This window comes from Pseudomonas sp. CH61 (assembly GCF_059429415.1).
Window position 1 is genome coordinate 3,533,177 of the sequence record NZ_CM182098.1, and the last position, 12,853, is coordinate 3,546,029.

Consider the following 12,853-nt stretch of genomic DNA (forward strand, 5'->3'; position numbering starts at 1 on the left):
ATGTGGGAGCGAGCCTGCTCGCGAAGAAGCTGATGCGGTCTATCAGAAACCGGCGCTGGCCTGCACAAAGAACGTACGCGGTGCGCCGACATACATCCCCGAGTTGTTGTCGCTGGAGCGGGTGAAGTACTGCTTGTCGAAGACGTTTTTCACCCCGGCGCCCAGCTTCAAATTCGACACCTGCGGCCCGAAGTCATAACCCCCGCGCACGTTCCAGGTCACGTAACCCGGGATGTCGCCGTATTGCCCGTCCGCCGTGCCGTCAGTGATGTAGTTGCCGTTGAAGCTGCCGTCGGCATTCACACCGGTGCCCGGCGAGCGCTGTTTCGATTGAGCGAAACCGTCGAGGTTGTAAGTCCAGCGGTTGATGTCGTAACGCAAACCGACGGTCGCCACCTGCCGCGAATAGAACGGCAGATCACGACCCTTGAAGCCCGGAATCTCGCCCTCATACGTGGCGCGGGTGTAAGTGAAACCAGCGTTGGCGGTCAAACCGTCAAGACGCGGATCCAGCGCTGCCATGTCGTAATGTACCGAGGCTTCGATGCCTTGGTGCTTGGTCGCGCCGAGGTTGGTCCAGCCGACGTCGTTGCTGATGTATTGCAACTCGTCGTCAAAGTCGATGTAGAACAGCGTCACTTCACCGCCCCACACGTCATCGTTGTAGCGTGTGCCGATCTCGTAGGTCTTGGCCTTTTCCGGCTCCAGACCGTTGGCAGTCTGGTCACCCGAGCCGCCCTGGCCGAGCTGGAAATACTGCAGGCTGCCGAACGAGGTTTCGTAGTTGGCGAACAGTTTCCAGGCGTCCGACAGGTGATACATCACGCTCAGCGCTGGCAGCGGTTCATTGCTCTCGATGCTGCGGTTTTTCGCCTGCACCGGTTTGCCCGCCGTATCGAGCACCGCGCGGTCATGCCAGTCGGTGCTGATGTGTTCGAAGCGAATGCCGGGAGTGATGGTCCAGTTACCGACGTCGATTTTGTTGTCGAGGTAGACCGAGTTGGCCTCGGTGCCGCCCGTGCGGTCCTGGAACACATGGCCGTCGGAGGTCGGCGTGAACACCGGCTGGTTGTTGACCAGCGCCACACGGCTCGACGATTCGTGCATCGCCTCTTTCAGGTAGCGATAACCGACGCTGACTTCCTGGGTGGTCGGGCCGACATCGAAAACCCGCGATACTCGTGGCTCGATGCCCAGCGTGTAATACGAGCGCGGGTAGGAGCTGAGGGTTTTCTGGTCGCGGGCGGCGATGGTGCTGCCACGGAAGCTGTCGGTGTAATACGTCAGAATTTCCGCTTGGGTGCGCTCGTCGATCTGGCGGATCCACTTGAACGACACGTCTTTGCGCCGCCCGGTGAATTGATCGTAGTCACGCACCGAATCGTACGGTTTGTCGTCGTACTGTTTCTGCGTCAGACCGCCGGGCATGTCGGCCGTGGCGTCGTAGTAGTGGAAGTTGAGGCTGAAATCGTCCTGATCGGTCGGCGCCCAGTGGGTCTTGAGCAACACGTCATCGATGTCGTTGCCGTTGTTGCGCTCGCGGTAGCCGTTACCGTTGACGCCGGAATACAGCAACGCCACGCCCATGCCGTTGTCGGCAGTGCCGCCGAGGAACGCGGTGTCGATGTGTTTCCAGCCACCGTACTGAGTGGTTTCCAGTGTGGTGCCGATTTCACCGGTGGCTTTTTCCGGAATCGCGCGGGTGACGAAGTTGATCACCCCGCCGACGTTCTGCGGCCCATAACGCACAGAACCGGCGCCACGCACGACGTCGATGCTGTCGAGGTTGCCCGAGGAAATCGGCGCCATCGACAGTTGTGGCTGGCCATACGGGGCGAACGCCGCCGGCACGCCATCGATCAGCACGGTGGAGCGCGGCGACAGGCGCGAGGTCAGACCGCGCACGCCGACATTGAGGGAAATATCGCTGCCGCCGGTGCCGTTGGAATCCTGAACCTGCACGCCCGGCACACGCTTGAGCACGTCACTGACGTTCATCGCGCCCTGCTCGACCATCGCTTCGCGGCGGATCACCGTGCGCGCGCCGGGGTGGTTCTGCACCACGGCGGCATTGGCATCACCGAGCCAGTCGCCGACCACCTTGATGTCGGTCACGCCCAACTCCAGCGGACCGTTGCTGGCGGCGGAAGTTGCCGCTGGCGACAGGGTCACCGAACCTTCGTTGATCTGATAATCCAGACCGCTGCCCTGCAGCAATTGGCGCAACGCCTGCTCCGGCGAGATATCGCCGTCGACTGCCGGCGCCTGTTTGCCGGCGACCAGGTCCGGACTGAAAAACACTTGCAGCGACGTCTGCTGACCGAGTTCGCTGAGGGCCTGACCCAGTGGCTGTGCGCGGATATGGATCGCTTCGCCAGCGAATGCCAGTGGCATGGCTGCGTTGACCGCCAGCGCAAGGGCCAGCGGTAACCAAGGGGATTTTTTGTTGTTGGCTGTGGTGTTTTTCACGTCGTACGTAGTCCTGTGGATCGCAAGAGTGTGCGGCTGTTAATGCAAACCAGTTGCAGTTGAACAGGAAGACGATGAACTCGAAAAAAACCTGAATTTTATTTTGAAATTATTTCCTGACTGCCATCCGCGAGGGTGCGCACGGCCACCGGCAGAATGCTCGGCAAGGCTTTGAGCAAAGCGTCGGTGTTGTCGGATTTGAACACGCTGGTCAGGCGCAGGCTGGCCACGGTCGGGTTGGCCACGGTCAGCGGCTTCTCACGATAGCGCGACACTTCGGCCACCACTTCGCTGAGGCTGGCGTTGTTGAACACCAGTTTGCCGCTGCGCCACGCCGTCAATTCCGCCGCGTTGACCGCGTAGGCGGCGGCGACTTTGCCTTGCGCATCGACATAGGTGCCGAGGCCCGCGGTCAGGCTGATGATCTGATTATCCGGCGCATCGCGTCCCTGCACGTTGACTGTGCCCTGCTCCACCGCCACGCGGGTTTGCGTGACGTCGCGGCGCACATCGAAACGCGTGCCGGTGACCGTGACCTTGCCATGGCCGGCTTCGACCACAAACGGTCGCGAAGTATCGTGCGCGACGCTGAACATCGCCTCGCCTTCGCTCAACTCGATGACTCGGCGATCCTGTTCATAGCGCACCTGCAAGCGGCTGCGGCTGTTCAGATCGATCACCGAACCGTCCGGCAGCGCCACATGTTTGCGCTCGCCCAACGCTGTGGCGAACTCGGCGCTGTAGCCGCCCGGATGATTCAAACCACTGAACAAACCCAGCCCGAGCGCCACCGCCAGCACACTCGCGGCCACGGCATAACGCAACAACGGACGGCGTTCACGGCGGGTTGGCGGCGTTTCAGCAAGCGCTTTGAGGCGTGGCGCTGGCAGCAAATCAGCCGCCGTCCACAGCCCCTGCAGCAACTGGAACTCATCACGGTGCTGCGGATGTTGATTCAGCCAGGCGTCGAAGCGCTGCTGCTCGTCGGCACTGACGGCCGGCTCCTGCAAACGCACAAACCAGCGAGCCGCGTCATCGCGCACCGTTGTTTGCCCGCACGCGCAATCACGCGTATCCATCATGGAATGTCCTGTTTGGCCGGGAATATAAAGACACACAGCCCTCTGTAGGAGCTGCCGAAGGCTGCGATCTTTTCGCCATGAAGCACATTCACGATTGCAGCCCGTCGAGGCGATCACGCAGATGCCGCAGGGTGCGGATCATATACTTTTCGACCATGTTCTTGGACAGCCCCAGGCGTTCGGCGATTTCGGCCTGGGTCAGGCCTTCGATCTTCTGCCAGACGAAAATCTTCCGGCAATTGACCGGCAGCTCGCTGAGCGCCCGCTCGATCGAGTCGGCCAGCTGGATCGCCTGCATGTAATGCTCCGGGTCGCCGGACGACGACTCACTGTGATCGATTGCCTGCGACTCCATGGCGCCGCGCCGATCCTCACGCCGATAGCCGTCGACCGCAATATTGCGCGCGGTCTGATGCAAATACGCCCGTGGCTGCTGCACCCCTGCCGAATCGGACTCAAGCACCCGCACAAAGGTGTCGTGCGCCAGATCCTCGGCCTGCGAACGGTTGCGCAGGCGACGAGTCCAGGTGCCGATCAACTCTTCGTAATGCTCGAAAAAGCCGGGTCTGCGGGGACGCATGGGGGGTTGGCGACGTGCTGAGGAAAGGGGTGTGAATAGTAATGGTTACTATTAAGGCGAAGCAATGGATTCCTCAAACCGACCGTCCGGGCAGCAAGCGCTCAGGGCGCGCCCATGGTCAGACGGCCTCGCTCAACCAGTTGCAGGTAATTGGCCAACATCGCCAGACCTTGCGGCGTCATCAATGACTCGGGGTGAAACTGCACGCCATGGATCGGCCATTCGCGGTGCCGCAGCGCCATGATCTCACCCGGCATGCCGTCGTCATCCAGCACGTGCGCAGTAGCCAGCAATTCGTCGGGCAAGACACCGGCCACCAACGAGTGATACCGCGCGACTTGCAAGTTGTCAGGCAAGCCGTCGAACAGGTCACGACCGTCGTGACTGATACGGGAAACCTTGCCATGCAGCACCTGCCGCGCCCTGCGCACCTCACCACCGAAAGCAGCAGTGATGCATTGATGACCCAGACAGATGCCCAATATCGGCAAACGGCCTGCGAAACGATGGATGACCGCAAGGGAAATGCCCGCTTCAGTTGGCGAGCACGGCCCAGGGGAGACAATCAAGGACTCTGGCGCCAGCGCTTCGATGTCGGCCAAGGTCACTTCGTCATTGCGACGCACTTCAACCTCAGCCCCGAGCATGCCCAGGTACTGCACGATGTTGTAGGTAAAGGAGTCGTAGTTATCGATCATTAAGTGCATACGGCAACTCCTGACGTTGGGCGATCGATTGACAGCGGCCGGCGGCAACCCGCAGCAACTGGCTTTTCTCCAGCGTTTCCTGCCACTCGCGATCGGCTACCGAATCCTGCACCACGCCGGCGCCAGCCTGAACGTAGAGTCGAGCGTCGTGCAGCAGTCCGGTTCGAATGGTGATCGCCAGATCGGCGCGGCCGCTCCAGTCCAGATAACCGATCGCGCCGCCATACACCCCGCGAGAATGCGGTTCCAGTTCGGCAATGATTTCCAGTGCACGCACCTTCGACGCGCCACTCAGCGTGCCTGCAGGGAAAATGCTTTTGAGCAGATCCAGCCCGGTGACGTGGTCAGTTACGTCGCCGGTCACGGTTGAGACGATGTGCATGACATGGGAGAAATATTCCACATTGAGCAACTGCGTCACCTGCACACTGCCGACGCGGGCCAACCGGCCGAGGTCATTGCGCGACAGATCGACGAGCATCATATGCTCGGCAATTTCCTTCGGATCAGCGAGCAGTTCATCCCTGAGTCGATGGTCTTCGACCACCCCACTGCCCCGCCGGCGTGTACCTGCCATTGGCCGGGTGGTCACCGTTTGCTGATCCTGCCGAAACAACATTTCCGGAGAGGCGCCGACCACCTGGCAGTCGCCCAGATTCAACAAGTAGCGGTAGGGTGTGTGGCCCAGATCAGCCAGGGACCGGTACAGCGCGACAGCGTCCTCCTCGAAAGGCAGGCTCATGCGCTGGGATAAAACCACCTGCATCACATCGCCCGCCGCGATGTAGTCCTTGATCCGTGCCACGGCCTCCACGAACGCAGGCTGCGGGAACGCCGACTCGGCGGCCGGTGTTGTCACCTCAAATACGTGTCCGCCGGGTGCAGGCGGTACGAGCAGTGGACGCAGATGTGCGACGAGTCGATTGAGCCGGTCCTGGCCACCTTGATAATCGCCCAGCGCCTTCGGGCGTTCATGCACGATGCAATAAGCCAGGTGCGCGCGATGGTCCAGCACGACCAGATCCATGCTGATCAATTGCAATACATCAGGCAGCTGAAAACCTGAGGGCTTGCGCGGCACTCGACGCAGACGCGGTTCGATCAACCGAGTCGTTTCGAAACCGAAATAGCCAAAGAACCCACCACTGAAAGAAGGCAGACCCGGGCATTGCGGGATACGAAAGTCCTGCTGCAACTTGCCCAGTTCTGCCAACGGATCAGCGCATTCAATCGTCGCCGAAATCTGCCCGTCGCGGTACACGCGCAAGACGCCCTCATCGAGTTCGACGCGTTGACTGCAAGGCAAGCCAATCACCGAGTACGCCTGCTCGAACACACCCTCGTGCCAGTGCCCGGTTTCGAACAGATAGTCTTGCCCGCAGTTGGCTAAAACCTGGTATAGCGCAATGGCTTCGACCCCTGTCGGCAACGGCAGGCTCTGCCAAAGCGGCACGTGGGTATACCCCGCTTCGCCGTAGGCAAAAAAATCTTCTAGGCTCAACATCCTTGTGTCTCCGGTTGATCACGCAGTAACCGATCGGCCAAGAGCGTCAAAGCCCTGCGATCAGATTTGCCGTTGCGATTGAGAGGGATTCTGTACGGTGCGGTGATACGGCCTGCCCCGACACCGGGGCAGGCACAGGGCTTATTTCAGGGGCGTAGCAACAAACTCCGGCAGTCGCTCGACCTGGTCAGCGTACGCGGCAAGCGCGGTATAACGTTGGACCTCGACCAGGTGGGACACCCTGAACTGGGTGAAGCGCCAGGCAGCGGCCACGGTGACATCGGCCTGAGACAGCTGTGCCGTTGCAAGCCAGGGATTGGCGCTGGCTGCAGCCTTTTCCAGAAGCGCCAGTGCGGCATGCAATTGCTCGGTGACGCGCGTTTGCCAAGGCTCATAGTGATACGCGACCGGTTTGTTGTACTCATATTCAAGCTGAACCGCTTTTTCGCAAACCGCGAGACCAAGGCCAATCAGTGAAAGTACCTTTTGATGCTCCGCCGAATCTTTCGGCATCAGACTGCGGTCCGGTGCGACCCGCGACTCCAGATAATCAAGGATCATCGATGAATCCATGATCATTTCGCCGTTTTCGCAAATCAGCGTCGGCGCCTTGACCACCGAATTGATGGTTCGAAACTCATCCGTATCGCGGAACACCGAGATCTGCCGATGCTCATGTTCCAGCCCCATCAGCCGCATCGAAACGGCCACGCGCCGAACATAGGGTGAGCCCATCATGCCAACCAGTTTCATCGCTTTCTCCTGAAGTATTGATTATCCGTTTTTATCTAACCTTCCACTCCGTGTGCCACGGGGGGACAAAGAGCGAAACTTGCTGCGATCAGCTACACATCAATGCTTGAAAACGCCACCCTCGCCCCGTAGAACAAAGAAGCCCGTTGTGAAACTGTTTCAACGTCGCCGGTCGTCAAGAACGTGTTGCCGCCCGCTCTTGCACTGGAAAAACGAGGGTTGCTTTTCAGGTATTCAACCAGGCTCTCAGCGGCGGCGTTGGACTGGGAAATCAGCCGCATGGAATCCGGCAGTTCGCTGCGCCATAGATGTTCAACAATCGGATAATGCGTACAGCCCAGTATGCAAACGTCCGGAACGTGTGGAGCAGCGTTCAGGAGCGCATTGATATGGTTACGAATCTCAGTTCGCACTACGTCCTCAGGCGCACTTTGCTCAATGAGCAACGCCAGGCCCTGACAGGCTTGTTGGTAGACTTTTATAGCGGGACGCCGGTGACTAATTTGCAGCGCAAAGATATTTGACTGAACCGTGTGCTGGGTCGCGAAAACCGCGACGCTCTGCACCGGATCATCACAAGTAGCCTTGGCGATCTGTTCGGCGACAGGTGCAACAACGCCGATGACCTTGCGATCGGGATAAACCTCAGGAAGCCACGTCTGCTGCAATCTTTGCAGACTGGTGGCTACCGCCGTATTACAGGCGATGATTACCAGTGCGCAGCCATACTTGAAAAGGCGCGTCATGGCAGCCTGGGTCAGATCATGGATATCGTCGGCGGCATCATTGCCATAGGGCGCGTTTCCATGATCGCCCAAATAGACGAACTGCTCATTGGGCAAGACCGCCTCAAACGCACGCATCACTGTTAAGCCACCGCTGCCGAAATCAAATACGCCAATCAATCTGAATCCCTCCTTGAATGCTCATAAGTTTTCAGATGGTGGTCGCAATGGCCGCAGCGACGCCGACATATAAAACACCTGTCACCACACTCATTTGGCGTTTTGTGCGAAGAATCTTCGCCGCATGCCCCGCCATCAGCATATACAGGGCATATACCGAGGTAGAGATGAATATCGCCGTCGCCACCAATGCAATGCACTGCGGGATATAGGGCAAGCCCTTATCGATGAACGTCGGGAACAAGATGATGTTGGTCAAAATACCCTTGGGATTTGTAAATGAAACAATCATGGCCCCGGTAAACATTTGCAGAGGGGTACGCTTGCGCGAAGTTGCAACTGCAACCTGGGAGTGCGAACGCAACGCTTTAAAAGCGAGGTAGAGCAAATAGACAACACCCAGCCATTTCAGCCAGAACAAAATACCGGGGTTATCTCTTACCAATATCCCCAGACCGGATAGAACTATAACGGCGTGCCCGCCACTGGCCAGGCCGAAACCAATGGCACCCGGAAATGATTCCTTGAAACCGTGATCCAGGGCTTGTGCCATGGAAAAGGCAACATTCGGCCCAGGCAGTATCGCGGCCGAAAGAAATACCACGCAAAACAATATCCAAAGTTGAAAGTCCATACTGCGCAATCCCCGCACACGTAGCGAATCCAGGATAATTAATTCATCACTGATGTTATTCATCCGGGTTTTGATACTCGGACACTCAGTTATCAAGCAGGCGAGCCGATCCATTTGGGAAGAAACGCTTTGATCCAGGTCGCCACCGCGGAGTCATGTTGATGCCAACCCGCAGTATGTTCGGCTGCAGGCTTGGTACCCGGCGCTTTGAGGCGTTCGGTGCCCAGCGTCGACCAACGATCGATCGTCTCGTAAGTCACTTCCGGGTGAAACTGCAACGCGTAGGCGTTAGTTGCATATCGATAGGCTTGAACCGGAAAGGTCGAGCCTGCGGCAAGTTGCGTGGCGCCTGTCGGCAAATCGAAGCCTTCGCTGTGCCATTGATAAACATGGTCGGGAAAAGGTGCACAGGCGTCAGCCGTTATCTCGTGAGCAGCAGCCAGCGGTGTTATCGGGTAATAACCGGCCTCCGTTGTCCCGCTATCCAGTCGGTAGACGCGTGACCCCAAGTGTCGAGTCAGCATTTGCCCGCCCAGACAAAGCCCCAGCAACGGCTTGCCTTCCTTCAATGGCTTGGCTAACCAGTCGATCTCGTCGCGAATATACGTGTCGTTGTCATTGGCGCTCATCGGGCCGCCGTAAATGGCCACGCCGGCGTGCTCTGCCATGCACTGCGGAAGCGGATCACCGAATCGCGGCCGGCGGACATCCAGCTCAAATCCCATTTGACTCAGGAGGACACCTACCCGGCCAGGCGTAGAGTGTTCCTGATGCAAAATAATCAGGACCTTGCGTGTTTGATCCATTGCACAACTCCCTGTGTTCAGTTGATCAACTTGATCCCGGGTTGATTTAAATCGATGCGGCGAAGGGAGGATTGCCGACCCACAGTTCGGCGAAATTCTGCGCCGCCGGGCCAGACCCGAGAATGCGATCAAGTTCAGCGATCTGAAGTCGTCTGTGGAATTGAGCGTTGTCATCGTAACGATGCAGCAACATCGCCATCGAGTGGGAAAATTGCACATCCCGCCACACCTGCTTCAAGGCAATGTCGGAATACGACAGCAAGAGATCATCCTTGTCGTTGGCATAAAAATGCTCAAAGGCGCGAGCAAGAATGTTGGCATCGGAGACGGCCAGGTTCAGCCCCTTGGCTGCAGAAGGCGGCACGATGTGCGCGGCATCGCCCGCGAGGAACAACCTGCCCTTCTGCATCTTTTCAGCAACAAAACTTCTCAGTTGCACAATACTTTTTTCGATGATTGCCCCGCCGTTGACTTTCTCCGGCCGTCCTTCAATCCGTGATTGCAAAAGCTCCCAGATGCGTGTGGCAGACCACTCATTGGGATCTTCGTCCGGAGCACACTGCAGATAAATTCTTGAAACTTTCGGGGAGCGCATGGTGAACAATGCCAACCCGGTTTCATGGCTGGAAAAAATAACATCCGGTGAAATGGGCGACATTTCGGCGAGAACCGCCAGCCAGGCAAAAGGATAGGTGTGCGAAAAACAGGTCAGCGCGTCAGCGATGTGTGGGCGGCAAATGCCGTGAAAGCCGTCGCAGCCGACAACAAAGTCGCACTCAAGCGTCTGTTGTCTGCCGTCATGCCTGAAGGAAACGGCAGGCGCGTTTCCATCGGTATTGTGAACCTGAACATCGGCAGCATCGAACAGCAGTGGCGACTCGCTTTTTAAACGGGCTGCTACCAGGTCCTTGATAATTTCCTGTTGCCCGTAAATGGTCACCGTGCGTCCGGTGAGCGCCTGGAAATCCAGCTCGCGTGTCGCTCCGTCATAATGAAACTGCAGCGCAGAATGCACCATTCCTTCAGAAGCAATCCTCGAACCGACACCACTTTCAGTGAGAATCTGCACCGTGGCGGGGGTAATCTGGCCGGCGCGACTGCGGCCTTCTACGTATGCTTTTGATCGACTCTCAACAACGACGTTGCTGATATTCATAAGCGTAAGAAGCTGCCCCAACATCAATCCGGCCGGGCCTGCTCCAACGATTGCAACCTTTGTCCGCATGGGTTTGTCCCTCTGAGTTATAAGGTCTGAAGCGAAAAGCTTTTCACTGAATAACGTGTTCGCAAACACCTTGAAGCGGCTCTTGGATTAACGTGTCCATCGCTCACTTCAAGATGGTCATTTCTTTGAAATCAATCCACTCATGTACTGATTCAAATCGCGCAGATCATTGATAGTCCAGGCATGTGGCGGGATCTTCACAGCATTCTCTCGCAAGGTTTTTGGAATCAGACTTCCACTTGGACGAAGTATGATCGACGAAACAATAACGCCCGGATAATCATTGAGGCGTTTCTTGAAAGCGGCAGTGGTCAGATCAGGTGTTGGGGGGGTGCTTTTTCTGGCCAGTGGCCCTGTACCCTTGATATCGGCTCCGTGGCATACGGCACATCTTTGTGAATAAAGGTTCTTGCCGTTGCCCATATCCGCAAAGGCAAGTGACGTTTGAATCAGTGTTAATACAGCTAATAAAGGAATTAATGTCTTTTTCATTTTGACTCTGGCCTTGCTGAACACATCAGCTCTTGATTTGCCGCTATTCCCCGCAAAGTCTCCAATCACCAGCATCAATTCAAAGACAAAACAAACCACACACAACTACGCACACAACCAAGGGTTGTGTCGCAGGTACTTTTTTATCGAGCTGTGGTAAACGGCAGAGAAACTATCTCGCAACCGGGACGTAATAAAACCTGTCACGGGAACGCCGTCGAGGAAAAATAAAAAATGCGCGGAGTGCCTTGGGGGAAAAGGCAAGCGGAGGTGAGTACGTATTTACAACGGAGGTATGAAACATGCCAATCCCTGTGCGCTTATAATTTTTATTGCCACGAGTACATCCTTACTCGTGGCCGGTAATCTCACACTTGTTTCCGAATATGTCAATATTCAAAAATTAAATTTGACAGTCCCATGTGCAATTTATGCACTGCCGAGTACGAATAGCAGCCTGCATTGTGGACGCCCAGCCTCTGAGACACAGAAGCTGACCGAGGTCTAACCTCTCACGCAAAACCAATGTGGGAGCGAGCCTGCTCGCGAAGGCGCGACACCAGCCACTTACTGCATTGGCTGAACGGACGCTTTCGCGAGCAGGCTCGCTCCCACAGTTTTTACCGGTGTTGAATCAGCCTTGGCGCTGAGATTCAGAAGCTGGTCACGGTTAAACGACCGGCGCAAAACCAAAGTGGGAGCGAGCTTGCTCGCGAAGGCGCTACATCAGTCACCATTGCATTGACTGGATGGACGCTTTCGCGAGCAGGCTCGCTCCCACAGTTTTTACCGGTGTTGAGTCAGCCTTGGCGCTGAGATTCAGAAGCTGATCGCGGTTCACCGACCGGCGCAAAACCAATGTGGGAGCGAGCCTGCTCGCGAAGGCGCTACATCAGTCACTTATTGCATTGACTGAACGGACGCTTTCGCGTGCAGGCTCGCTCCCACAGTTTTTACCGGTGTTGAATCAGCCTTGGCGCTGAGATTCAGAAGCTGATCGCGGTTCACCGACCGGCGCAAAACCAATGTGGGAGCGAGCCTGCTCGCGAAGGCGCTGCACCAGCCACATATTGCATTGACTGAACGGACGCTTTCGCGAGCAGGCTCGCTCCCACAGTTTTTACCGGTGTTGAATCAGCCTTGTCGCTGAGATTCAGAAGCTGATCGCGGCTTAACGACCGGCGCAAAACCAAAGTGGGAGCGAGCCTGCTCGCGAAGGCGGTACATCAGTCACCATTGCATTGACTGAACGGACGCTTTCGCGAGCAGGCTCGCTCCCACAGTTTTTACCGGTGTTGAATCAGCCTTGGCGCTGAGATTCCGAAGCTGATCGCGGTTCACCGACCGGCGCAAAACCAATGTGGGAGCGAGCCTGCTCGCGAAGGCGCTATACCAGCCACTTACTGCATTGACTGAACGGACGCTTTCGCGAGCAGGCTCGCTCCCACAGTTTTTACCGGTGTTGAGTCAGCCTTGGCGCTGAGACACAGAAGCTGATCGCGGCTTAACGACCGGCGCAAACGAATGTGGGAGCGAGCCTGCTCGCGAAGGCGGTACATCAGCCACTTACTGCATTGACTGAGCCGACGCTTTCGCGAGCAGGCTCGCTCCCACAGTTTTTACCGGTGTTGAATCAGCCTTGGCGCTGAGATTCAGAAGCTGGTCACGGTTAAACGACCGGCGCAAAACCAATGTG

11 protein-coding genes are annotated in these 12,853 nt (G+C 57.1%); all 11 read right to left on the reverse strand.

What is annotated here, in order from left to right; translation table 11 throughout:
• Positions 1–42 precede the first annotated feature (42 nt).
• Complete coding sequence (locus AC5SEM_RS15735; RefSeq protein WP_495470761.1) at positions 43–2,469, reverse strand: TonB-dependent siderophore receptor; 2,427 nt, start codon at positions 2,467–2,469, stop codon at positions 43–45.
• A gap of 98 nt (positions 2,470–2,567) precedes the next feature.
• Positions 2,568–3,551 (reverse strand): FecR family protein, encoded by a 984-nt coding sequence (locus tag AC5SEM_RS15740; protein ID WP_495470762.1) that lies wholly within the window; start codon positions 3,549–3,551, stop codon positions 2,568–2,570.
• An 88-nt stretch (positions 3,552–3,639) separates the two neighbouring features.
• Entirely contained in the window at positions 3,640–4,131 is a 492-nt protein-coding gene (locus AC5SEM_RS15745) for a sigma-70 family RNA polymerase sigma factor (RefSeq protein ID WP_368968686.1), read from the reverse strand.
• Positions 4,132–4,232: 101 nt separating this feature from the next.
• On the reverse strand, positions 4,233–4,838 hold the full coding sequence (locus tag AC5SEM_RS15750; protein WP_495470763.1) for an anthranilate synthase component II: 606 nt from the start codon (positions 4,836–4,838) through the stop codon (positions 4,233–4,235).
• On the reverse strand, positions 4,819–6,342 hold the full coding sequence (locus AC5SEM_RS15755; RefSeq protein ID WP_123595112.1) for an anthranilate synthase component I family protein: 1,524 nt from the start codon (positions 6,340–6,342) through the stop codon (positions 4,819–4,821). Before AC5SEM_RS15755 ends, AC5SEM_RS15750 begins: the two co-directional genes overlap by 20 nt.
• A 141-nt stretch (positions 6,343–6,483) precedes the next feature.
• A complete protein-coding gene (locus AC5SEM_RS15760) occupies positions 6,484–7,095 on the reverse strand; it encodes a glutathione S-transferase family protein (RefSeq protein ID WP_137218740.1) in 612 nt (203 codons plus the stop codon).
• Positions 7,096–7,187: 92 nt separating this feature from the next.
• Positions 7,188–8,000: a glutamate racemase gene (murI, locus tag AC5SEM_RS15765; RefSeq protein WP_495470764.1), complete on the reverse strand. Its 813-nt coding sequence runs from the start codon at positions 7,998–8,000 to the stop codon at positions 7,188–7,190.
• A 31-nt stretch (positions 8,001–8,031) separates the two neighbouring features.
• Positions 8,032–8,697, reverse strand: coding sequence for a LysE family translocator (locus AC5SEM_RS15770; protein WP_161986593.1), 666 nt, complete (start codon positions 8,695–8,697; stop codon positions 8,032–8,034).
• A gap of 29 nt (positions 8,698–8,726) precedes the next feature.
• Positions 8,727–9,440 carry a glutamine amidotransferase-related protein gene (locus tag AC5SEM_RS15775; protein WP_077573779.1) on the reverse strand — a complete coding sequence of 238 codons (714 nt, stop codon included), beginning with the start codon at positions 9,438–9,440 and terminating at the stop codon, positions 8,727–8,729.
• A 46-nt stretch (positions 9,441–9,486) separates the two neighbouring features.
• On the reverse strand, positions 9,487–10,665 hold the full coding sequence (locus AC5SEM_RS15780; RefSeq protein ID WP_495470765.1) for a 4-hydroxybenzoate 3-monooxygenase: 1,179 nt from the start codon (positions 10,663–10,665) through the stop codon (positions 9,487–9,489).
• 117 nt (positions 10,666–10,782) lie between these two features.
• Complete coding sequence (locus AC5SEM_RS15785) at positions 10,783–11,157, reverse strand: c-type cytochrome (RefSeq protein ID WP_116030947.1); 375 nt, start codon at positions 11,155–11,157, stop codon at positions 10,783–10,785.
• Between the last annotated feature and the right edge of the window lie 1,696 nt (positions 11,158–12,853).